Annotated in this window: 18 protein-coding genes; 12 read left to right on the top strand and 6 right to left on the bottom strand. The window is 65.5% G+C overall.

From position 1 onward, the window contains the following. The first annotated feature begins 85 nt into the window (after positions 1–85). A complete protein-coding gene (locus JQ566_RS02210; RefSeq protein WP_212369186.1) occupies positions 86–1318 on the top strand; it encodes an acyl-CoA dehydrogenase family protein in 1233 nt (410 codons plus the stop codon). Positions 1319–1533: 215 nt separating this feature from the next. Beyond that, on the top strand, positions 1534–2505 hold the full coding sequence (locus JQ566_RS02215) for an ABC transporter substrate-binding protein (RefSeq protein WP_212369189.1): 972 nt from the start codon (positions 1534–1536) through the stop codon (positions 2503–2505). 239 nt (positions 2506–2744) lie between these two features. On the opposite strand, the gene JQ566_RS02220 is transcribed toward JQ566_RS02215, so the two are convergent. Next, positions 2745–3071: a BA14K family protein gene (locus tag JQ566_RS02220; RefSeq protein WP_249139161.1), complete on the bottom strand. Its 327-nt coding sequence runs from the start codon at positions 3069–3071 to the stop codon at positions 2745–2747. Positions 3072–3274: 203 nt separating this feature from the next. Beyond that, positions 3275–5014 (bottom strand): methyl-accepting chemotaxis protein, encoded by a 1740-nt coding sequence (locus tag JQ566_RS02225; RefSeq protein ID WP_212369192.1) that lies wholly within the window; start codon positions 5012–5014, stop codon positions 3275–3277. 224 nt (positions 5015–5238) lie between these two features. Here JQ566_RS02225 and JQ566_RS02230 point away from each other — a divergent pair, with 224 nt between their 5' ends. From JQ566_RS02230 to JQ566_RS02245, 4 genes are all read left to right on the top strand, one after another. Then, complete coding sequence (locus JQ566_RS02230) at positions 5239–6621, top strand: ethanolamine ammonia-lyase subunit EutB (RefSeq protein WP_212369195.1); 1383 nt, start codon at positions 5239–5241, stop codon at positions 6619–6621. Between the two features lie 158 nt (positions 6622–6779). Beyond that, a complete protein-coding gene (locus JQ566_RS02235) occupies positions 6780–8366 on the top strand; it encodes a B12-binding domain-containing radical SAM protein (protein ID WP_212369198.1) in 1587 nt (528 codons plus the stop codon). A 6-nt stretch (positions 8367–8372) separates the two neighbouring features. Next, positions 8373–9158, top strand: coding sequence for an ethanolamine ammonia-lyase subunit EutC (gene eutC / locus JQ566_RS02240; protein ID WP_212369201.1), 786 nt, complete (start codon positions 8373–8375; stop codon positions 9156–9158). A gap of 209 nt (positions 9159–9367) precedes the next feature. After that, positions 9368–11734, top strand: coding sequence for an efflux RND transporter permease subunit (locus tag JQ566_RS02245; protein ID WP_212369204.1), 2367 nt, complete (start codon positions 9368–9370; stop codon positions 11732–11734). A gap of 124 nt (positions 11735–11858) precedes the next feature. On the opposite strand, the gene JQ566_RS02250 is transcribed toward JQ566_RS02245, so the two are convergent. Further along, positions 11859–12356 carry a hypothetical protein gene (locus tag JQ566_RS02250; protein WP_212369207.1) on the bottom strand — a complete coding sequence of 166 codons (498 nt, stop codon included), beginning with the start codon at positions 12354–12356 and terminating at the stop codon, positions 11859–11861. A 447-nt stretch (positions 12357–12803) separates the two neighbouring features. Here JQ566_RS02250 and JQ566_RS02255 point away from each other — a divergent pair, with 447 nt between their 5' ends. From JQ566_RS02255 to JQ566_RS02280, 6 genes are all read left to right on the top strand, one after another. Further along, complete coding sequence (locus JQ566_RS02255) at positions 12804–13037, top strand: hypothetical protein (RefSeq protein ID WP_074123490.1); 234 nt, start codon at positions 12804–12806, stop codon at positions 13035–13037. A gap of 193 nt (positions 13038–13230) precedes the next feature. After that, positions 13231–14115: a squalene synthase HpnC gene (gene hpnC / locus JQ566_RS02260; protein WP_212369210.1), complete on the top strand. Its 885-nt coding sequence runs from the start codon at positions 13231–13233 to the stop codon at positions 14113–14115. Beyond that, positions 14105–14944: a presqualene diphosphate synthase HpnD gene (gene hpnD, locus JQ566_RS02265; RefSeq protein WP_212369212.1), complete on the top strand. Its 840-nt coding sequence runs from the start codon at positions 14105–14107 to the stop codon at positions 14942–14944. The genes hpnC and hpnD overlap by 11 nt, the downstream gene beginning before the upstream one ends. Beyond that, complete coding sequence (gene hpnE, locus JQ566_RS02270; RefSeq protein WP_212369215.1) at positions 14944–16200, top strand: hydroxysqualene dehydroxylase HpnE; 1257 nt, start codon at positions 14944–14946, stop codon at positions 16198–16200. Before hpnD ends, hpnE begins: the two co-directional genes overlap by 1 nt. A 65-nt stretch (positions 16201–16265) precedes the next feature. Next, the gene (gene shc / locus JQ566_RS02275; protein WP_212369218.1) at positions 16266–18218 is read left to right on the top strand and encodes a squalene--hopene cyclase; all 1953 of its coding nucleotides are present in this window, start codon (positions 16266–16268) and stop codon (positions 18216–18218) included. After that, positions 18158–18964, top strand: a complete 807-nt coding sequence (locus tag JQ566_RS02280; protein WP_349643302.1) for a phosphorylase — start codon at positions 18158–18160, stop codon at positions 18962–18964. The genes shc and JQ566_RS02280 overlap by 61 nt, the downstream gene beginning before the upstream one ends. A 106-nt stretch (positions 18965–19070) precedes the next feature. On the opposite strand, the gene JQ566_RS02285 is transcribed toward JQ566_RS02280, so the two are convergent. The 3 genes from JQ566_RS02285 to hpnH all read right to left on the bottom strand — a co-directional run bounded on the left by JQ566_RS02285 (position 19071) and on the right by hpnH (position 21349). Continuing rightward, the gene (locus tag JQ566_RS02285) at positions 19071–19478 is read right to left on the bottom strand and encodes a type II toxin-antitoxin system VapC family toxin (RefSeq protein ID WP_212369224.1); all 408 of its coding nucleotides are present in this window, start codon (positions 19476–19478) and stop codon (positions 19071–19073) included. Further along, positions 19475–19735 (bottom strand): antitoxin, encoded by a 261-nt coding sequence (locus JQ566_RS02290; protein WP_212369227.1) that lies wholly within the window; start codon positions 19733–19735, stop codon positions 19475–19477. The genes JQ566_RS02285 and JQ566_RS02290 overlap by 4 nt, the downstream gene beginning before the upstream one ends. Before the next feature lie 453 nt (positions 19736–20188). Next, positions 20189–21349: an adenosyl-hopene transferase HpnH gene (gene hpnH / locus JQ566_RS02295; RefSeq protein WP_212369230.1), complete on the bottom strand. Its 1161-nt coding sequence runs from the start codon at positions 21347–21349 to the stop codon at positions 20189–20191. Between the last annotated feature and the right edge of the window lie 32 nt (positions 21350–21381).

Below are 21381 nucleotides of genomic sequence, written 5' to 3' on the forward strand. Positions count from 1 at the left end.
ATGATTATCGAGAGAAAGCGTGGGCACGCTTCGCTTTGCCCACCCTACGAGACCGACGCGAAGGTCGGCGAGCGGGAGGATTACAATGCACTTTCACCACTCCGCCCGTTCGCTGGAGCTGCAGGAGCGCGTGCGCCAGTTCATGCGGGCGCATGTCGAGCCGGTCGAGGAGCTCTATTACGAGCAGGTCAAGCCGGAGGCCGCGCGCTACCGGACGCCGCCCGTGCTGCAGGATCTGAAGCGCCTCGCGCGCGAGCAGGGGCTCTGGAATTTGTTTCTCTCCGGCGATCACGGTCAAGACCTTGACAACACTGGCCTCACCAATCTCGAATACGCGCCGGTGAAGGAGATCATGGGCCGCATCCTCTGGGCGCCCGAAGTCTTCAACTGCTCGGCCCCCGACGTCGGCAACATGGAGGTGCTTAGCCATTACGGCACCAAGGCGCAGCAGGAGCGCTGGCTGACGCCGCTGCTGGAAGGGCGCATCCGCTCCGGCTTCTCGATGACGGAGCCGCAGGTCGCATCCAGCGATGCCACCAACATCCAGTGCGATATCCGGCGCGACGGCGGCGACTACGTCATCAACGGCCGCAAATGGTTCACCTCGGGCGCGATGAACGAGGATTGCGAGATCCTGATCGTGATGGGCAAGACCGCGCCCGACGATCCCGACCGCCACCGCCAGCAATCCATGATCCTGGTGCCCAGGAATACGCCCGGCGTGCGCATCGTCCGCGACATGCTCACTTACGGCTATGACGACGCCCCGGTCGGCCACCCCGAGATTGTCTACGAGAACGTCCGCGTCCCCGCCGAGAACATCCTGCTCGGCGAGGGCCGCGGCTTCGAGATCGCGCAAGGCCGGTTAGGGCCCGGCCGCATCCACCACTGCATGCGGCTGATCGGCTGCGCCCAGCGCGCACTGGAACTGATGTGCCAGCGCGCGGTCTCGCGCGTCGCCTTCGGCAAGCCGCTGGCCGAGCAGGGCTCGGTGCGCGAGGACATTGCGAACTCCTTCTGCGAGATCGCGCAGTCCCGGCTGTTGACGTTGCAAGCTGCCGACAAGATGGACCGCGAGGGCAACAAGGCCGCGCGCGACCTGATCGCCGCCGCCAAGATCGTGGTGCCCAGCATGGCCGCCCGTGTCATCGACCGCGCCATCCAGATCCACGGCGCCGCCGGCGTCTCGCAGGACACGTTCCTCGCGCGCGCCTATGTCTACGCCCGCTTCATCCGCATCGGCGACGGGCCGGACCAGGTGCACCTGGCTGCCTTGGGGAAGGAACTGATCCGGCGCGGCGGGGTGATGGCGGGGTAGACGCGTCATCCCGCGCCGGATGCGCGCATAGAGGAACGCATCGGACCCGGGCAGGAGTTGCGCACTTCGCTTGTGACCCATCTCGGACATAGGACACAGCTTTGGACATCCGATTAATTGCCCATTCTCACTAGCTGTCTCGCCGCAAAGTGCTAGGCTTCGGACATGGACCGGCGTTTCCTCCTCCGCGGTGCTCAATGAGACGACGCGAGTTCATGGAGCTGATCGGCGGCGCGGCGGCGACGTGGCCGCTCGGCGCGCGTGCGCAGCAACCGGCAAGGAGGCGCTACAGGGTAGGCTATCTCGCGAGCGCGTCGCGGGAGCAAACACTTCGTAATGTTAGAGCCTTCGAAGCGGGCCTGCGGAGCCATGGCTACCGCGCTGGCGAGAATGTCGTCATCGAGTATCGTTTTGCCGACGGAGACATGGGGCGGCTGGCGGCGCTTGCCACAGAGGTGGTCGGGCTCGGCGTGGACGTCATCGTGTCCGGGACCAATGCGACCACGGTTGCGGCCATGAAGGCGACCCGGACGATTCCGATCGTGATGGCCAACAGTGCTGAGCCGGTCGGCGCCGGACTTGTCGCCAGTCTGGCGCGCCCGGGTGGCAATGTCACCGGGTTCAGCTCGGAGCCCGGCGATGAGATCAACGGCAAGCGGCTCGAATTTCTGAAGGACACTCTGCCTCACCTCTCGCGTGTGGGCGTTCTGTGGAATCCGGACTTTGCGCCCAATCGGGACCGGCTGGCATCGCTGCGGGAAGCTGTCCAAGCGCTGGCATTGACGCTTGTCGCGGTCGAGGCGCGCGGCCCGGACATGCTTGAACAAGCGTTCGCGACGATGGTGAGGGAACGCGCGCAGGTGCTCGTGGTGCTGAGCGATGGAGTGCTGTTCAACCACCGCGGCCTGATTGGCGACATGGCCGTCAGAAGTCGGCTGCCTGCAATCTCTGCGGTGAGAGAATACGCGGAAGCGGGCTTCCTCTTGAGCTACGGGACTGACTTGCCAGACCAGTTTCGCCGGTCTGCGACCCTTGTCGACAAGATTCTCAAGGGTACGAGACCTGGTGACCTGCCGGTCGAACGGCCGACCAAGTACGAACTTGTCATAAACCTCCAGACCGCCAAAGCACTCGACATCAACATGCCACCGACCCTGTTGACGCGGGCCGATGTAGTGATCGAGTAGGCACTCTGACTGGCTTATTGGCCCTTCGCGCCTGTTGGCGCGGTGCTGCAACATGCCCGTGGCCGCGGGTGAGCCGGATTGTCGCAATCAGGTATAGACCGGTACCATTGACCCCTGGACTGCGAAGGCAACAAAGCCGCGCGCGACCTGATCGCCGCGGCCAGGATCGTGGTGCCCAGCATGGCCGCCCGTGTCATCGACCGCGCCGCGCCACGTGATCCGGTGATAGGCAGCTTCACCTACCTGCAAGGGCGGCGCCTGCCGTCCAGACCGACATAGGTGCTCGTTGCCGGATCGAAGGACCGATACCGCTGTGCGCAAGACCGTGAGGCGCCGTCCGCACGGGCCAGGGTATTCTCCACCCCTTGCGCCGGCGCTGCGCCGTCCGGCAGCTCGAGGCCCAACCGGCCTGCCGGCGTCAGCGTGCCATCGAGGTTACGGTTGGGATTCTCGGCCTCGTATGTATCCGGATGGCTGCTTGCAAAGCCGGACTGGGCATAGGCGGTGCTCGCGGTCAGGACCGACAACAAGGCCACGGCGGCGAGAATTTTGAGTGCGGTCATCATCGATCTCCATCATCGGCCGGCGCAGCGTGCTGCCGGTGCGCTCAGATGTGGATCGACATGGTACGCAGACAAGCGCGCGTTCACGTCCTGACGCGACAGTGCCGTTCAATTGCGGAAAGCTTCGTTTGTTTGTGGAACGCGGAAGCGCGATGCGCGCCGGCGGGCGCGACGTCGCCGGCGCTTCGCGGGCAGAGCCGGCGCTGTCACCCCGCCCTGGCGATGCGGCCGTCCGTCGCCCCCGCGCGCAGGTTCTGGAAGAACTTCTCCACCTCCCGCGACAGCGTCTGCGCCGTCCCGGTCAGGCTGCTCGCCGCTGTCAGCACCGAAGCTGCCGCCGTATCGGTCTCGCCGATGGCATCGCGCAGCGAGGTGATGTTCGCCACCAGCGTCTCGTTGCCTTGTGCTGCGCTTTGCGCGTTGGAGGAGATCTCGCGCGTGGCCTGGTCCTGTTGACCGATGGCGCCGGCAATTGCGGAAGTGACCTCGTTGATCTCGCGCACCGCGCCGCCGATCTCGCGGACGGCGTCGACCGCGTTGCGCGTTGAGGCCTGGATCATCGCGACGTTCTCGCTGATTTCGGCCGTGGCCTTGGCGGTCTGTCCTGCCAGCGCCTTCACCTCATGCGCGACGACGGCAAAGCCGCGGCCGGCATCGCCGGCGCGCGCGGCTTCGATGGTGGCGTTCAGCGCGAGCAGATTGGTCTGCTCGGCGATCGCCTGGATCAAATTGAGCACGCCGTCGATGCGCTGCGTGGCCGCGGCGAGGCTCTCGATCTCGGAGATCGACTTCTCGGTGCGCTGGCCGGTCTGCTCGACCGCGCCGGCGCTCTGCCGCACCTGGCGGCCGATCTCCTCGACGGAGGCCGACAGCTCCTCGGCCGCGCCTGCTACCGCCGTGACGTTGTGCGAGGCCTGCTCGGTGGCGTTTGCCGCCGTGCCGGCGCGGCTGCTCGCATCCGCAGTGACCCGCGTGATGGTCTGCGCGGTCTCGCGCATCACCTGCGCGTTGCCGCTGAGGCCGCGCATGATGGCGCCGATCGCCTCGCGAAATTCCTCGACGGATCGTTCGATGTGGCGGGCGCGCTCCTCGCGCGCGGCGGCGTCTTGCGACACTTGCGAGGCGAGGTTGCGGTTGCGGCCCATGGCTGCCTGGAAGACCTGGATCGCACGGGCCAGCGCGCCGATCTCGTCGGCGCGGTCGGAGTGCGGCACCACGACATTGTCGGCGCCGTCGGCGACCTGCTTGATGGTCGCGGTGATCGCGGCGAGCGGCCGGGCGATCGAACGGGCGATGATGACGATGCCGATGACGACCAGGGCCAGCGCCACGCCGCCGAGGCAGGTCAGGACGAAGGACAGCGTGCGGTTGGTCTCGGTCCGCTGCGCGATCTGCCTGGCGCGCTCGGCATAGACCTTGGACAGCGCCTCGAGGTCCTTGTTCAGCGCCGAGCGCACGCTGCGATTGGCGTCGTTGTCGCCCCATTCGCGGCCCGCGGCTGCATTGATCTCGACGCCGCGGCGCACCAGCTCCTTGCGGAACTCGACGAACTGCTCGATGCGCTTCTTGAAGGTCGCGAACTGCTCGGCATCGTCGGCTTTGACGATGGCCTCCCAACGCTTCACGACGTCGAGGATCTGGGCGTTGAACTTGAGCAGGCCATCGCCGTATTTCTTCACCACGGCCGGCTCGGTCGACATGTAGACGCCGCGCGATTCCATCACGACCGCATAGACCAGCGAGTTGACCCGCTCGACGTTCAGCGCGGCGGCATTCGCCGTCTCGATCGCGCTGGTCAGGTCGGCGCTGCGGCGGCTGTTGTAGTCGGACAGCATCGCGATCGCCGCCGTCAGCAGCGCAAACAGTGCGAAGATCGCGTAGAGCTTGGTGGCGAGCGTGAAACGGCCTGCCGGCTTGGCGGCATTCCCAGATCGGTCGGATGTCATGGTGTTCAGGGGCCCGGAATGGCCGGAAGCGGCCGGTGAGCGGGGTTGTGTAGAATTTGATGCAAAACTTTGCAGGAGGAAGGTGGATGTGGCGTTAACGCGCCCGTTGGCTCCCTCCGTCCTTGGTCGAACGAAAAGTAAGATATTTCAGCGTCTTGATCCGAGGGTATAGTTTCAGGATAGTCTTGCAGTCGGCCGTTGGCCGACGCACCCCGGAGACACCCTTGGTCTATCGCCATACCATCGATGCCACGAGCTACGCGTTTCCGGACCTGCGCGACCTCCTCGCCAAGGCGACGCCGCCACGCTCCGGCGACCGGCTGGCCGGAATTGCCGCTGCCAGCTCCGAGCAGATGATCGCGGCGCGGATGGCGCTCGCGGATGTGCCGCTCGGCCAGTTCCTGCAGGAAGCCGTCATTCCCTATGAGACCGACGAGGTCACCCGCCTCGTGATTGACGGCCATGACGCAAAAGCCTTTGCGCCGGTGGCGTCGCTGACCGTCGGGGCCTTCCGCGACTGGTTGCTGTCGGACGCCGCAACGCCCGACATCCTGCGCAAGCTGGCAGGCGGCATCACCCCGGAGATGGCGGCCGCCGTGTCAAAGCTGATGCGCAACCAGGATCTGATCCTGGCTGCGCGCAAATGCGAGGTCACCACCGCCTTCCGCAACACCATCGGCCTGAAGGGGCGGATGAGCACGCGGCTGCAGCCCAACCATCCGTTCGACGATGCCAGGGGCATCACCGCCTCGATCCTGGACGGCATCCTGCTCGGCGCCGGCGATGCCTGCATCGGCATCAATCCTGCGAGCGACGATCCCGCCGTCATCGCGCAATTGCTGCGGCTGCTCGACGAGATCATCGCGCGGCTGAAGATCCCGACGCAGGGTTGCGTGCTGACTCATGTCACGACGACGCTCTCGCTGATCGGGCAGGGCGTTCCGGTCGACCTCGTCTTCCAGTCGGTCGCCGGCACGGAGGCGGCCAACCGCAGTTTCGGCATTGATCTTGCGCTTCTGAAAGAGGCGCAGCAGGCCGGGCTGTCGCTGGGGCGCGGCACGGTCGGGCGGAACGTGATGTATTTCGAGACCGGCCAGGGCTCGGCGCTCTCGGCGGGCGCCCATCACGGCGTCGACCAGCAGACCTGCGAGGCGCGCGCCTATGCGGTCGCCCGCGCCTTTGCCCCGCTGCTCGTCAACAGCGTCGTCGGCTTCATCGGCCCGGAATATCTCTATGACGGCAAGGAAATCATCCGGGCGGGGCTGGAGGATCATTTCTGCGGCAAGCTGCTCGGCCTGCCGCTCGGGGTCGACATCTGCTACACCAACCATGCCGAGGCGGACCAGGACGACATGGACAATCTCCTGACGCTGCTCGCCGCCGCCGGCGTCACCTTCATCATGGGGGTCCCCGGCGCGGACGACGTCATGCTGAACTACCAGTCGACGTCGTTCCACGACGCGCTCTATGTTCGCGACGTCTTCGGTTTGCGCCGCGCGCCGGAATTCGACGACTGGCTGGCGCGCTCGGGCATTACAGGCGCCGATTTCCGCCTTGCCGGCGATGCAGGCCTGCTGCCGGATTTTGCCTCGCGGCTGATCGCGTGAGGCGGCGGCAGGTGCCAACTCTCCCTGCTTAGGAAACCATCGGCGCCTTCCGGAATTATGCTTGTGCCACAATATTGAGAAATTCCGGCGACAGCGTTACGCTATGTGTCTGGCTGGCAATTTCCGCACCATCGGTCGAGCGTGGCGGGGGAGCTTTGATGCGAGCTGAAAGCAACGGAACGTCCCGGCGGATTCTCTGCGTGTTTCCGCGCTACACCTCGTCCTTCGGCACGTTCGAGCATTCATATCCCCTGACCGATGGCGTCCGCGCTTTCATGCCGCCGCAGGGACTATTGCTGATCTCCGCCTATCTGCCGCAGGATTGGCAGGTCAAGTTCGTCGACGAGAATCTGCGCCGCACGACGAAGGAGGAGTTTGAATGGGCGGAAGTCGTCTTCGTCAGCGGCATGCACATCCAGCGCCAGCAGATGAACGACATCTGCCGGCGCGCCCATGAATTCGATCTGCCGGTCGCGCTCGGCGGGCCCTCCGTCAGCGCCTGCCCCGACTATTATCCGTCGTTCGACTATCTGCATGTCGGAGAGCTCGGCGACGCCACCAACCAGCTGATCGAGATCCTGTCGCGCGACACCTCACGTCCCGAGGCTCAGGTGGTGCTGACCACCAAGGACCGCGTGCCGATGACGGAGTTTCCGATCCCGGCCTACGAACTCGCCGACGTGAAGAAATACTTCCTCGGCAGTATCCAGTATTCCAGCGGCTGTCCCTATCAGTGCGAGTTCTGCGACATCCCCGGCCTCTACGGCCGCAATCCCCGCATCAAGACGCCGCAGCAGATCGTCGCCGAGCTCGACCGCCTGCGCGAATGCGGCATGACCGACACCATCTATTTCGTCGACGACAATTTCATCGGCAACCGCAAGGCTGCGATGGACCTGCTGCCGTATCTGATCGAATGGCAGAAGAAAACCGGCTACGTGGCGCGGCTCGCCTGCGAGGCGACGCTCAACATCGCCAAGCGGCCCGAGATACTCGAGAAGATGCGCGAGGCCTATTTCGTCACCATCTTCTGCGGCATCGAGACGCCCGACCCCGATGCCCTGAAGGCGATGCACAAGGACCACAATATGATGGTCCCGATCCTGGAGGGCGTGCGCACCATCAACTCCTACGGCATGGAGGTCGTGTCCGGCATCATCATGGGGCTCGACACCGACAAGCCGAACACCTCGGAGGCGCTGCTCGCTTTCGTCGAGGAGTCCCGGATTCCGCTGCTCACCATCAACCTGCTCCAGGCGCTGCCGAAGACGCCCCTGTGGGACCGTCTGGAGCGCGAGGGACGCTTGGTCCACGACGACGGCCGCGATTCCAACGTCGACTTCCTGCTGCCTTACGACGAGGTCGTCGCGTCGTGGAAGCACGCCATGGCGGTCGCTTACGCGCCCGAGAAGGTCTACGCGCGCTATCAGCATCAATGCGACCACGTCTATGTGAACCGCCTCAAGATGCCGGTGCCGGACGAGATGAAGACCTGGCCCAATATCAGGCGCGGCCTCGTCATGCTGCGCAACATCTTCTGGCAGGTCGGCGTGCTCGGTGACTACAAGCGCGTGTTCTGGAAGTTTGCGCTGGGACGCATCAAGCGCGGCGATCTCGAAGGCTTGATCGGCTGCGCCACGATCGCGCATCACCTCATCACCTTCGCGCGTGCGGCCTCCAGCGGCAAGCAGAACGCCTCGAACTATTCGATCCGGCTGCGCGAGGCCGCGGTTCCCGCCGAATGATGCGACATGTCTGATCCGGCTCCGCCGCGCCGTCCGACGCTCGATTTGCGGGCGTGCACGCCCGCGCGCGTTGCGCTGGGCCGCAGCGGCGCGAGCATGCCGACGAAGGCGCTGCTTGATTTCACGCTGGACCATGCCCGCGCGCGCGATGCCGTGCATGCCGCCTTCGATACGCCGCGTCTGCTCGCCGACCTCGGCGCGCTCGGACTTGCCGTGACCGAAGTGAGGAGCCGGGCGGTCGATCGCAGCGACTATCTGCGGCGGCCGGATCTGGGACGACAGCTCGAGCCAGGCTCGGCGCAGCTTCTGGCACGAAGCGCCTCGGCGCCGTGCCAGCTCGCGCTTGTGATCGGAGACGGCCTGTCCGCGGCGGCGGTCCACAGCCATGCGGCGATCATGGTGAGGCGCCTGTTGCCATTGCTCGCGGAGGGGGATGACGTCGCGATCGGCCATGTCGTCGTCGCCTCAGGCGCGCGCGTCGCGCTCGGCGACGAGATCGGCGCCATTCTCGGTGCGCGCATGGTCGCGATGCTGATCGGCGAACGGCCCGGCCTGTCCGCGCCCGACAGTCTCGGCGCCTATCTGACCTTTGCACCGAAGCCCGGCCGCACCGACGCCGAGCGCAATTGCGTCTCGAACATCCACCACGCCGGGTTGAGCCATGACGAGGCTGCCTTCAAGATCGCCTGGCTGGTCCGCGAGGGACTGGCCCGGCAGGTGAGCGGCGTGGCGCTGAAGGACGAGAGCGCGGACCGCGCGCCGCGTCGAATTGGCACATTCTCGCCTGGATGACCGGCATCCCCGGCCCAGATCGCCGCTTTCTTGATCGATTCGGCCACGCTTCGCCTGCTTGCGAAAAGACCTGTTGACCTGCTAAACCGCTGCCGGCGATTTTCCGCGCATTTTCAACGGGCAAGCCTCCCATTGGTATGGCGTTTTCAAGCCGTTCGCGGGGCGCAATAAGCTCACAAGACCGAGCCGATTTAGGAACTGGACAAGGCATGCTCGAAAAGCACAGCGAGAGTGAGGTTCATGTCGACAAGGTCGAGCAGGGACCTGCGTCCTCCATCGCCTTTGGGCTGGAGCGTCTCGGGCTGATCGCCGTCCGGGCCCCGATCGTCTCCTGCATCGTCCTGCTCGCCCTGATCGTCGGCGCCGTGTTCGGCATCTACCGCATCAGGATCGACGATTCGCTGTCGCAGCTGTTCCGCTCCGACACCCGCGAATTCAAGCAGTATGAAGAGGTCACGAAGAAGTTCCCGGCCGAGGAGTTCGACGTCCTCGTCGTGGTCGAGGGCAAGACCCTGCTGGCGCGGAACAACCTCGAGAAGCTGCGCGACTTCGTCACCGACCTGCAGCTGGTCGAAGGCACGCGCGGCCTCGTCTCGCTGTTCTCGGCGCGCCAGGCGCCGGCCCCGGGCAAGCTGCCGGCGGCGTTGTTCCCGCCCGAGCTGCCCGAGGGCGCGGCCTATGACAAGTTCATCGAGACGGTCAAGAACAACGAGATCATCCGCGGCAAGCTGCTGTCGGAGGACGGCACGCTGGCGCTGATCGTGCTGTCGCTCGATCCCGAAGTGGTCGGCTCCAACAAGCTGACCAAGACCGTCGGCGATATCCGCGCGCTGATGAAGGAGGATCTCGGCGACACCGGGCTCAACGTGCAGCTCTCGGGCGTGCCGGTGATGCAGCTCGAGATCCGCAATGCGGTCGAGCGCGACGGGCTGACCTACAACATCCTCGGCATCCTCGCCGGGTGCATCATCGCCATCATCTTCTTCCGCAAGATCTCGTTCATGATCGCGGCGGCATTCCCGCCGATGATCGCGATCCTGCTGGCGCTGGGCGCGCTCGGCTGGGCCAATTTCAACCTCAACATGTTCCTGAACGTGATGACGCCGCTCATCATGGTCATCAGCTTCTCGGACTCGATGCAGCTCACCTTCGCCGCGCGCGACCGGCTGATCGCGGGCCAGGACAAGTTCACCGCGTTCAAGAACGCGGTGCTGGTGGTGGGACCGGCCTGCGTGCTGACGCACGGCACCGCCGGCATTTCCTTCATCGCGCTGCAATTCTCCGACTCCGATTTGATCCGCAAGTTCGGCGAAGCCGGGCTCGCCGCCACCATCATCGCGCTGGTCGCGGTGCTGTCGCTGGTGCCTGTTTTCGGCGTGCTGTTCGTGCGCAACGAGAAGGTCTTTGCGGTCAAGTTCCAGGGCGCCGATGCCGGCGTCCAGGCGCTGCGCAATTTCTGCTACTGGATCGCGGTGCGCATGGTCGGCCGGCCCGGCCTGTTCAGCCTGATCGCGGTGCTGTTCGTCGGCGGCCTCGGCGTCATCTACGCCAATCTGGAGCCGCGCTACCGGCTCGCCGACCAGGTGCCGGACAAGCGCCAGGCGGTTGCCGCCAGCGACCGGTTAGATGCCAAGCTCACCGGCGCAAACCCCGTCAACGTGCTGGTCCAGTTCCCCAAGGGCGAATCGCTGTATTCGCCGGAGACCCTCCAGACCATCGCCGACGTGCATGCGACCGTGGAGAAGGCGGCCGGTGTCGGCAACGTCTGGTCGCTGGAGACGCTGCGCCGCTGGCTGGCCGAGAAGGCGGGCAGCGCCGACGTCGCGACGTTGAAGGAATATGTGGGCGTCATCCCCGAGCACCTGGTGCGGCGGTTCATCGACGCCGAGCAGGACGCGGTGGTGGTCGCCGGCCGGGTGCCGGACAAGGATTCCAGCCAGCTTCTGCCGATCGTCGACAAGCTCGACACCGAGCTCGACGCCGTCCGCAAGAAGCATCCCGGCTACGAGATCGCGGTGACCGGTCTTGCCGCCATCGCCGCACGCAACTCGGCCAACATGATCGAGAAGCTGAACCGCGGCCTCACCGTCGAATTCGCGCTGGTCGCGATCTTCATCGGCCTCGCCTTCCGCTCCTGGGTGGTGATGTTCGCCTGCATCCTGCCGGGCATCTTCCCGGTGGTGATGTCGGGAACGGTGCTGTGGGCGATGGGCGAGGGGCTGCAATTCGCCAGCGTCGTCGCGCTCACCGTCTCGTTCGGCTTAGGGCTCAGCGCCACCATCCACTTCCTCAATCGCCTGAGACTGGAGAGCAAGCCGGGCGTCGGCTCGGCGCTCGCCGTGGAGCGGGCGACCGTGCTGGTGGGACCTGCGCTGATACTGACCACGGTGGTCTTGGCCTGCGGCCTCGTCGTCACCGTGTTCTCCGACCTGCCGTCGCTCAGGCTGTTCGGCTGGCTCAGCGCCTTCTCGATGGTCATGGCCCTCGTCGCCGACCTCTTCATCCTCAGGCCGACGGCGATGTGGCTGATCAATTTGCACGGCAAGCTGCAGGGCACGGATAAGCCGGCGATCTGAGCGAGGGGCGGCAAGGCCGTCTCGCATGCGGCGTCGCGCAGATCAGTTGCGGACAACGCCAATCAGCAAAAAGCCCCCGGCTCGCGAGAGCCGGGGGCTTGCTCCTTCAACGCGGTAAGGCCAATCAGCCCTTCGTCATCGTGATGTTGACGCCGCGGATCTCGCCCTTGGAGGAGATCTGCACCGTCTGCTTGGTGCCGTTGGTGCGCAGCGACAGATTGGCGGCAAAGCCGTTGGCCTCGACGAACACCTCGATCTGGCCGCCGCCGGCGGTGCCCTGCAGATTGCCGAAGATGTTGCGGCTGGACTCGCTCCAATTGCCGGAGATGCGGTCGCCCTGGCTCGTCACGTCGCTGGTGAGGTCGAACTTGTAGCTGTCGGACGCGCAGTGCAGGGCCTGCTTGAGGTTGAGACCGCTGCCGGCGACCTTGTAGTCGGCCTTGCAGCGGATGCGCTCGGTGGATCCGTCGGACAGCGAGACCGTGCCGGTGCCGGTCCACGCGCCGTCGAAGCCGGCAAACGGTCCGGACGACTGAGCCTGGCTCGCCGAAACCGAGAAGAGCAGCGCAGCGCCAACGCCGGCCGCGGTGATTGCCAGTCCAGATCGCCCAAAGAATTTCATCACGAATATCCCGTTTTGGAACGACGTTCGCTTACGATCGAGAACGTCTCGCCACATCGAAGGTTTAGTGTTCCGAGCCTGTGTCAGGTTCAACGCGCCAGGACCAGAGATGGCGGTTCACCGGGCGCCGGTGGGGCGATTTGCCGTGTTTCGGCGTGTTTCTGGCTGATACGGCGAGGCGGAGAGATGCAGCTCTGCAACAGCCGTGCAGTAAAATGCGGGCATTCTGAATTATGACGTAGTATCAACCTCTTACATCTGCCAATGATGGCGCAGGGAAGACCTGATTTGGTGGGGGCGGCGCCAATTTGGCCGCATTTGCCAGCGCTTGTGCCTTCTCTGAGGCCGCTACCCCGCGGCGACTTGCCATCAGAGCAATCCGTTCCGGTCGCCCGCCCAGTGCTGTCCGGGATCGGTGCGATTCTGCCGTCAGAATGAAGGAATACAATGCGTAAGCTTCTCGTCGCTCTCACCCTGCTGTCGGCATCCCTTTCGACGGCGGCGTTCGCCCAGCAAGGGCGCGGCACGGACGCCGAGCAGAAGGCCTGCACGCGCGATGTGCAGAAGTTCTGCCGCCCGGTCATCGATCAGGGCGATTTCACCATCCTGGCCTGCCTGAAGGAGAACCGGACCAAGATCTCGCAGGCCTGCGATCAGGTCCTGAAGAACCACAACCAGTAAGCTCGGCCATTGGCCCACCCAAGGCGGCCTCGGGGCCGCCTTTTCGGGCCCGATCCGCAGAGGGCAGCCATCGACAGACAGGATTGGTTTTGCGGCCGTATTCCCCTATATGGGGGCCGCGGCGGCATCGCCGGCATGAGCCCGCGCGAGCGAAAAAGCCCTTCCTGTCCAAACGATTGTTAATCAGCCCTCGATGACCTCTGCGAGCGAATTGCGATCCGGCAAGGGTGACCGCGACGAGAATTTTCCCGTCGCGTCCTGGATCATTCATCCGCGTCATCGCGCCTTGATCCTGGCCTATTACAACTTCGTCCGTACCGCCGACGACATCGCCGACCATGCGACGCTGCCGCCCGACCAGAAGCTGGCTTACCTCGATCTGCTCGAGGCGGAACTGCTCGGCAGGGGCGACACCCAGGCCGAGGCCGTCACCCTGCGCCGCGCGCTGGCCGAGCGCGGCATGGCTCCGCGCCACGCGCTCGACGTGCTCATCGCCTTCCGCATGGACGTGACCAAGCTGCGCTACGAGACCTGGGACGAGGTCATCCACTATTGCCGCTATTCCGCGATGCCGGTCGGCCGCTTCATGCTCGACGTTCACGGCGAGAGCACCTCGACCTGGGCCGCGTCGGACGCGCTCTGCGCAGGCCTGCAGATCAACAATCACCTGCAGGATTGCGGCAAGGATTTCCGCGAGCTCAACCGTGTCTATCTGCCGCGCGATGCGCTGGCCGCAAGCGGCGCCTCGGTCGAGCAGCTTGGCCTCGCCCAATCGCCGCCGGCGATGCTGGCCTGCCTGCAGTCGCTCGCCGCGCGCAACGAGGCGCTGCTCGACGAGGGCAGGTCGCTGAGCGCACAAATCCGGGATTTCCGCCTCGGCGTCGACGTTTCCGTCATCCAGGCCTATGCCGACCGCATCGTGCGCCTGCTCAAGGTGCGCGACCCCCTGCGCGAGCGCGTGCATCTGAACAAGTTCGAGCTTCTCACCTTCAGCCTCGCCGGCATGATCGGCGAAGTCGGCCGCCGCGCGATCGGACGCAAGGCCATTTCCAGACCGGGGACTGCACATGACGCTTGAGGCGACCACGCCCGGCGCCAGTTATGGCTCGACCGCATCCGGCAGCTCGTTCTATGCCGCGATGCGCATCCTGCCGCACGACCAGCGCGAGGCGATGTTCCAGATCTACAGCTTCTGCCGCCAGGTCGACGACATCGCCGATTCCGACGGCCCGCGCGAGGAGCGGCTTGCCGCGCTCCAGCAATGGCGCAATGACATCGACGCGCTCTATCAGGGCAATCCGCCGCCGCGGCTGAAGGACTACGTCGCCTCGGTGAAGACCTTCGGGCTCAAGCGGGCGGATTTCCTCGCCATCGTCGACGGCATGGAGATGGACGTGCCGCATGACATCCGCGCGCCCGACATGGCGACGCTGGATCTGTATTGCGACCGCGTCGCCAGCGCCGTGGGACGGCTGTCGGTGCGGGTGTTCGGCATGCCCGAGGAAGACGGCATCCAGCTCGCCCATCATCTCGGCCGCGCGCTTCAGCTCACCAACATCCTGCGCGACATCGACGAGGACGCCGGCCTCGGCCGGCTCTACTTGCCGCGCGAGGCGCTGCTGCATGCCGGCATCACCTCCAACGATCCGAACCGCGTGATCGCCGAGCGCGCGCTGCCGAAGGTCTGTCTGCCGCTGGCGCAGCGCGCCAAGGTGCATTTCGAGAAGTCGGACGAGATCATGAATCGCAACAAGCGCCGCGCCGTGCGCGCGCCGCGGATCATGTCGAAATACTATCATTCCATTCTGGACCTCCTGATCGCGCGCGGTTTCACCGCGCCGCGCGAGCCGGTGCGTGTGTCGAAGATCACACGCATCCTGATCCTGCTCCGTTACGCTTTCATCTGATGCAACACACAGCTCACATCATCGGCGCTGGAATTTCCGGCCTCTCTGCCGCCGTGCGGCTCGCCAATGCCGGCTTCAAGGTCGCCGTGCACGAGGCGACGCACCAGGCCGGCGGCCGCTGCCGGTCCTATTTCGACGGCGCCACCAATCTCACCATCGACAACGGCAATCATCTGCTGCTGTCGGGCAACAGCCACGCGCGCGCCTATGCGCGCACGATCGGCACCGAGGCGGGCCTGGTCGGCCCTGAGCGGGCGCAGTTTCCCTTCGTCGATATCAAGACCGGGCAGCGCTGGCAGATCGATCTCGGCGATGGACGATGGCCGACCTGGGTGCTCGACGAAAGCCGCCGCGTGCCCGAGACCGGCCTCACCGACTATCTGAAGCTGGCGCCGCTGGTCTGGGCGTCGGAGGAGACGCTGGTCGGCAAGTCCATTCCGACCGAGGGCATCCTCTATCAGCGCCTGGTGCAGCCGCTGCTGCTGGCCGCGCTCAACGTCGATCCGCCCGAGGGCTCGGCCGGGCTCGCCGGTGCGATCGTGCGCGAGACGCTGCTCGCGGGCGGGCAGGCCTGCCGTCCGCTGATCGCGCGCGACGGCCTCAGCGCGGTTCTCATTGAGCCGGCGGTGAAGTTCTTGCAGGAGCGTGGCCACAGCGTTCAGCTCGGCCATGAGCTGCGTTCGTTCGCAAGCACCGACGGCAAGGTGACCGCGCTGAATTTCGGCGGCGAGGATGTCATCCAGCTTGGCGAAGGCGATGTCATCGTGATGGCGGTGCCGCCGCGTGCGGCCTCCAGCCTGCTGCCGGGCCTGAAGACGCCGACCGAATTCCGCGCCATCGTCAACGCGCATTTCCGCTTTGAGCCGCCGCCGGGCTCGGCGCCGATCCTCGGCGTGATCGGCGGCGTCGTGGAATGGCTGTTCGCGTTTCCGAACCGGCTCTCTGTGACCATCAGCAACGGCGACCGCCTCGTCGAGATGCCGCGCGAGGAGCTCGCGCAGGCGATCTGGGACGACGTCTGCAAGGCGGGCGGTGTCTCCGGCGAGCTGCCGCCCTGGCAGATCGTGCGCGAGCGGCGCGCCACATTTGCGGCGACGCCGGCCCAGAATGCCCTGCGCCCAGGGCCGGTCACTGCGCTGAAAAACCTGTTCCTCGCCGGTGACTGGACTGCTACGGGATTGCCGGCAACCATCGAAGGATCGGTCCGGTCCGGTGATCGCGCCGCCGATCTGGTTCTGGCCGCCAAAGGATCCTGAAAGGCGGCCCTGACGGGCAAATCTCCCGGTCAACTTTCAATCGACTATCGGAGCAATCGAGCGACATGGATTCCGTGAACGCGACCAGCCGCGAGACCCTGGAATCGAGCATTGAGTCGGCCACCCAGGGCATTCTCGGCTTCCAGCAGTCCGACGGCCATTGGGTGTTCGAGCTCGAGGCCGACTGCACGATTCCGGCCGAGTACATCCTGCTGCGCCACTATCTCGCAGAGCCGGTCGACACCGTGCTCGAGGCCAAGATCGGCAACTACCTGCGCCGCGTTCAAGGCGCTCATGGCGGCTGGCCGCTGGTGCACGACGGCGAGTTCGACATGAGCGCCAGCGTGAAGGCGTACTTCGCGCTGAAGATGATCGGCGACTCCGTCGACGCACCGCACATGGTGCGCGCGCGCGAGGCCATTCATGCCCGCGGCGGTGCGATCAACAGCAACGTCTTCACCCGCTTCCTGCTGGCGACGTTCGGCGTCGTGACCTGGCGCGCGGTGCCGGTGCTGCCGATCGAGATCGTGCTGCTGCCGTTCTGGTCGCCGTTCCACCTCAACAAGATCTCCTACTGGGCGCGCACCACCATGGTGCCGCTGATGGTGATCGCCGCGCTGAAGCCGCGCGCGAGGAATCCGAAGGGCGTCGGCATCGACGAATTGTTCCTGCAGGATCCGCGCTCGATCGGCATGACCGCGAAGGCGCCGCATCAGAGCATGGCCTGGTTCCTGCTTTTTCGTTCGCTCGATGCGATCCTGCGCGTGATCGAGCCGCTGTTTCCGAAGAGCCTGCGCAAGCGCGCGATCGACGCCGCGCTCGCTTTCATCGAGGAGCGGCTCAACGGCGAGGACGGAATGGGCGCGATCTATCCGCCCATGGCCAACATCGTCATGATGTACGACGCGCTCGGCAAGGACGAGAACTTCCCGCCGCGCGCGATCACGCGCCGGGGCATCGACAAGCTGCTGGTGATCGGCGACGACGAGGCCTATTGCCAGCCCTGCGTCTCGCCGGTGTGGGACACGACGCTGACCGCGCACGCGCTGCTGGAAGCCGGCGGCGACAAGGCGGTGCCGGCGGCCAGGCAGGGCCTCGACTGGCTGATCCCGAAGCAGGAGCTCGAGGTGAAGGGCGACTGGGCGGCGAAGCGGCCCGACGTCCGCCCCGGCGGCTGGGCCTTCCAGTACAACAACGCGCATTACCCCGATCTCGACGACACCGCGGTCGTGGTGATGTCGATGGACCGCATGCGCCGGGAGCACGGCGTCGCCGGCTATGATGCCGCGATCGCCCGCGGCCGGGAGTGGATCGAGGGCATGCAGAGCGACGACGGCGGCTGGGCCGCCTTCGACGTCAACAACCTCGAATATTACCTGAACAACATCCCGTTCTCGGACCACGGCGCGCTGCTCGATCCGCCGACCGAGGACGTCACCGCGCGCTGCATCTCGATGCTGGCCCAGCTCGGCGAGACCGAGAAGAGCAGCAAGCACGTCGCCGACGGCGTTGCCTACCTGCGGAAGACCCAGCACCCGGAGGGGTCCTGGTACGGCCGCTGGGGCATGAACTTCATCTATGGAACCTGGTCGGTGCTGTGCGCCCTCAACATGGCGGGCGTCGGCCACAAGGACCCCATGATCCGGAAGGCCGCCGCCTGGCTGACCTCGATCCAGAACGAGGACGGCGGCTGGGGCGAGGACGCCGTCAGCTACCGGCTCGACTACCGGGGATGGGAGGCGGCCCCCTCGACCGCCTCGCAAACGGCATGGGCCTTGCTTGCCCTGATGGCGGCAGGCGAGGTTGATCACCCGGCCGTCGCCCGCGGGGTGGAGTACCTGATTGCAACACAAGACAAAAAAGGACTGTGGGACGAGCAGCGGTACACCGCCACAGGCTTCCCCCGCGTGTTCTATCTACGGTATCATGGTTACCCGAAGTTCTTTCCGCTGTGGGCATTGGCGCGGTATCGGAACTTGCGGAACACCAACAGCAGGGTGGTAGGGGTCGGAATGTGACTTTGGGGACGGGGGGCTATTTTACCGCGGGTCAGGCCATCGACCCGCGGCCGATACTGATCGTGACCGGACTGGTTCAGGAGGCCCGCATCGCGGCCGGGCCTGGAATGGCGGTCATCTGTTCATCCAGCAGCCCGACCCAGTTGCGGGCGCTTCTGACGGTGGTGGACCCTGACACGATTCGCGGCGTGATCTCGTTCGGCGTGGCCGGCGGGCTCGACCCGACCCTGCGGTCCGGCGACGTCGTGCTGGCGACCGAGGTGCTGTCCGGCGATGCCCGCTGGGCCGCCGGGCTGTCGCTCGGCGACGACCTGATCGAGCGCCTGACCTCGGGCCGCCGCCGCGTCGTACGCGGCAGCCTCGCCGGCGCCGAGGAGGTGGTCACGAAGCGCTCCTGCAAGGCGGCGCTGCACTCCGAAACCGGAGCTTCTGCCGTCGACATGGAAAGCCACATCGCGGCGGCCTACGCCGCCGAGGCCGGGCTGCCCTTTGCCGCGGTCCGCGTCATCAGCGATCCCGCCCATCGCGCGCTGCCCGCGCTCGCCCGCGCCGCGATCAAGCCGAACGGCCAGATCGACCTCGCCGCCGTGCTGCGCGGCATCGTCCGCAATCCCGCAACGCTGCATGCGCTGGTCTCGACCGGCATCGACTTCAACCGCGCGCTGCGGAGCTTGCGTGGCTGCCGGGATTTTCTGATCGGGACGGAACTCATCGAGAGCGAGGCGCTGGTGTCGAAGGCGGCCTGAGTGGTTTTGCTCTGACGAAAGAAGAGGCCCGGTCGCGCGACCGGGCCTTTTTCGTGGGGGCGTGGGGCCAGCTTCGTACGGACTGTCACCGCATCGCCTGCGTGCATCAATCCCTGGTCCAGTCCTCCAGCCGCAATCCGGCAATGCGCTGGAATTCGGCGGTGTTGTTGCTGACAAGCGGTAGGCCGCGCGCCATCGCTTGACCGGCGATCAGGATGTCATAGGGACCGATCGGTGTGCCGCGCCGCGCAAGCTCCGCCCGGATCTCGCCGGCGGCTCGCGCGTCCTGTCGATCGAGGTCGAGGATGTCGAGGTCGGCAAAGAGAAGGCGAAGCGTTTCCAGGTTGAACTCGACCTTTTGGCTGCGATAGGCGCCGAAGTAGAGCTCGTGGGCAACGATGGACGAGATCGCGAGCGCGCCGGGCTCGGTGGATTCAACCCGGCGCAGGAGAGGCTCCGAGCGACGTGTGACCAGTGCGATGACGGCGTTTGTGTCGAGAAGCCATTTCCTCATCGCATCGCCTGATCGAGATCGGGGCGCACCTGCTCTTCGGGCTGCTCCCGGCCCTCGGCCATGAAGTCCGGGCTGAAGCCGCGCGCGATGGCCGCGCGAAGCGACGCCCAGGGGCCGGCGGCGTTCCGCCTCGGGCGCAGGATCACGGCGTCGCCTTCGCGCGAGACCTCCACTTCGTCGACCGAGAAACGAAAATCCTTCGGCAGCCGGACGGCTTGAGAGTTGCCGGACTGGAACACCTTGGCGATGTGGGGCATGGTGGCCTCATGTGGATACATTTGTGTATATACGCCTCCAGCTTGGTCCGTACAAGGTCTCCTTCATTCCGCGCCCCCGCACCGCAGATGCCGCGATCCTTGCTGGTTTGCTGCTGATTTGCTCGACGCGGCAATGGCTTGACGGAGCCGGCCCTGTGCCGGCCAGCACCCGTGGTTCTACTGTGCATGGGGTTGTTTTTCATTTTTTGTAGGAGGGCTCCCGAGCGGGCGAGGCGAGGAGGGCAGGGAAGCGTGGGCCCGCGGATCGGCTCTGGTCCACCCCGGAGCACTCGCGCCGAACAAACAAAAGGCCCGGTCGCCATGAGCGACCGGGGCCTTTTTCCATTTTGGTGTCCGTAGCCCGGATGGAGCGAAGCGTAATCCGGGGCCTTGCTACGCGGAGAGACCATCCCGGATTTCGCTTGCGCTCCATCCGGGCTACCGGCTCTGCGCTTACGCCGCCGTCGAAGCCTTCTGCGCGGCCTTCTCCTGCGCAGCCGCAGCCTCGTCCTTGCGGATCTCGGAGAGCTTCTTCTGGACCTGCTCGGAGAAGATGTACTGCGCCGGGCGCTGCTTGCTCATGTCGATCTCCGGCGCCATGGGACCGGAGGTCTTGATGCCGCGCAGCGACACCCACATCGCCTTCAGCGGGTTGTTGAGCGCTGCGGTCGCAGCCGTCGGCTCGTAGCCGCAATGGGCCATACAGTCGGCGCACTTCTCGTAACGGCCGGTGCCGTAGGTCTCCCAGTCGGTGGTGTCCATCAGCTCCTTGAAGGTCTTTGCGTAGCCTTCACCGAGCAGGTAGCAGGGCTTCTGCCAACCAAAAATGTTGCGCGCGGGCATGCCCCACGGCGTGCACTCGTATTCCTGGTTGCCGGCGAGGAAGTCCAGGAACAGGCCGGAATGCATGAAATTCCACTTCTTGCCCTTGCCCATCGCGAAGACGTCGCGGAACAGCTTCTTGGTCTTGGTGCGGTTGAGGAAGTGCTCCTGGTCCGGCGCGCGCTCATAGGCGTAGCCCGGCGACATCGAGACGCCGACGCCGAGCTCGACGGTGAGGTCCAGGAACTTCGCGATCTCCTCGGCCGGGTGGCCGTCGAAGATGGTGGCGTTGACGTTGACGGTGAAGCCACGCGCCTTGGCCGCCTTGATCGCGGAGACGGCGCGGTCGAACACGCCCTTCTGCGACACTGCCTTGTCGTGGTGGTCCTTCAGGCCGTCGAGATGCACCGAGAAGAACAGGTAGGGGGAGGGCTCGAACAGGTCGAGCTTCTTCTCGAGCAGCAGCGCGTTGGTGCAGAGCGAGACGAACTTCTTGCGCGCGACGAGGCCGCGCACGATCTCGCCGATCTCCTTGTGGATCAGCGGCTCGCCGCCGGGAATGGCGACCATCGGCGCGCCGCACTCGTCGGCCGCGTCCCAGCACTCCTGCGCCGTCATGCGGCGGTTGAGGATCGCATCGGGATAATCGATCTTGCCGCAGCCGACGCAGGCGAGGTTGCAGCGGAACAGCGGCTCCAGCATCAGCACGAGCGGATAGCGCTTGCGGCCAAGCAGTTTCTGCTTGAGCAAATAGCCGCCGATACGCATTTCCTTGAAGAACGGGATAGCCATTACAAGTTTCTTTCTGGGCTTGGAATTCGGGT

Source organism: Bradyrhizobium sp. SZCCT0231 (genome assembly GCF_018130245.1).
GTDB classification, from domain to species: domain Bacteria; phylum Pseudomonadota; class Alphaproteobacteria; order Rhizobiales; family Xanthobacteraceae; genus Bradyrhizobium; species Bradyrhizobium japonicum_F.

Bases quoted from the DNA above. Each gene is read 5' to 3' on its own strand.
- JQ566_RS02210 (WP_212369186.1), top strand. From the start codon at position 86: ATGCACTTTCACCACTCCGCCCGTTCGCTGGAGCTGCAGGAGCGCGTG.
- JQ566_RS02215 (WP_212369189.1), top strand. From the start codon at position 1,534: ATGGAGCTGATCGGCGGCGCGGCGGCGACGTGGCCGCTCGGCGCGCGT.
- JQ566_RS02220 (WP_249139161.1), bottom strand. From the start codon at position 3,071: ATGATGACCGCACTCAAAATTCTCGCCGCCGTGGCCTTGTTGTCGGTC.
- JQ566_RS02225 (WP_212369192.1), bottom strand. From the start codon at position 5,014: ATGACATCCGACCGATCTGGGAATGCCGCCAAGCCGGCAGGCCGTTTC.
- JQ566_RS02235 (WP_212369198.1), top strand. From the start codon at position 6,780: ATGCGAGCTGAAAGCAACGGAACGTCCCGGCGGATTCTCTGCGTGTTT.
- eutC (WP_212369201.1), top strand. From the start codon at position 8,373: ATGTCTGATCCGGCTCCGCCGCGCCGTCCGACGCTCGATTTGCGGGCG.
- JQ566_RS02245 (WP_212369204.1), top strand. From the start codon at position 9,368: ATGCTCGAAAAGCACAGCGAGAGTGAGGTTCATGTCGACAAGGTCGAG.
- JQ566_RS02250 (WP_212369207.1), bottom strand. From the start codon at position 12,356: ATGAAATTCTTTGGGCGATCTGGACTGGCAATCACCGCGGCCGGCGTT.
- JQ566_RS02255 (WP_074123490.1), top strand. From the start codon at position 12,804: ATGCGTAAGCTTCTCGTCGCTCTCACCCTGCTGTCGGCATCCCTTTCG.
- hpnC (WP_212369210.1), top strand. From the start codon at position 13,231: ATGACCTCTGCGAGCGAATTGCGATCCGGCAAGGGTGACCGCGACGAG.
- hpnD (WP_212369212.1), top strand. From the start codon at position 14,105: ATGACGCTTGAGGCGACCACGCCCGGCGCCAGTTATGGCTCGACCGCA.
- hpnE (WP_212369215.1), top strand. From the start codon at position 14,944: ATGCAACACACAGCTCACATCATCGGCGCTGGAATTTCCGGCCTCTCT.
- shc (WP_212369218.1), top strand. From the start codon at position 16,266: ATGGATTCCGTGAACGCGACCAGCCGCGAGACCCTGGAATCGAGCATT.
- JQ566_RS02285 (WP_212369224.1), bottom strand. From the start codon at position 19,478: ATGAGGAAATGGCTTCTCGACACAAACGCCGTCATCGCACTGGTCACA.
- JQ566_RS02290 (WP_212369227.1), bottom strand. From the start codon at position 19,735: ATGCCCCACATCGCCAAGGTGTTCCAGTCCGGCAACTCTCAAGCCGTC.
- hpnH (WP_212369230.1), bottom strand. From the start codon at position 21,349: ATGGCTATCCCGTTCTTCAAGGAAATGCGTATCGGCGGCTATTTGCTC.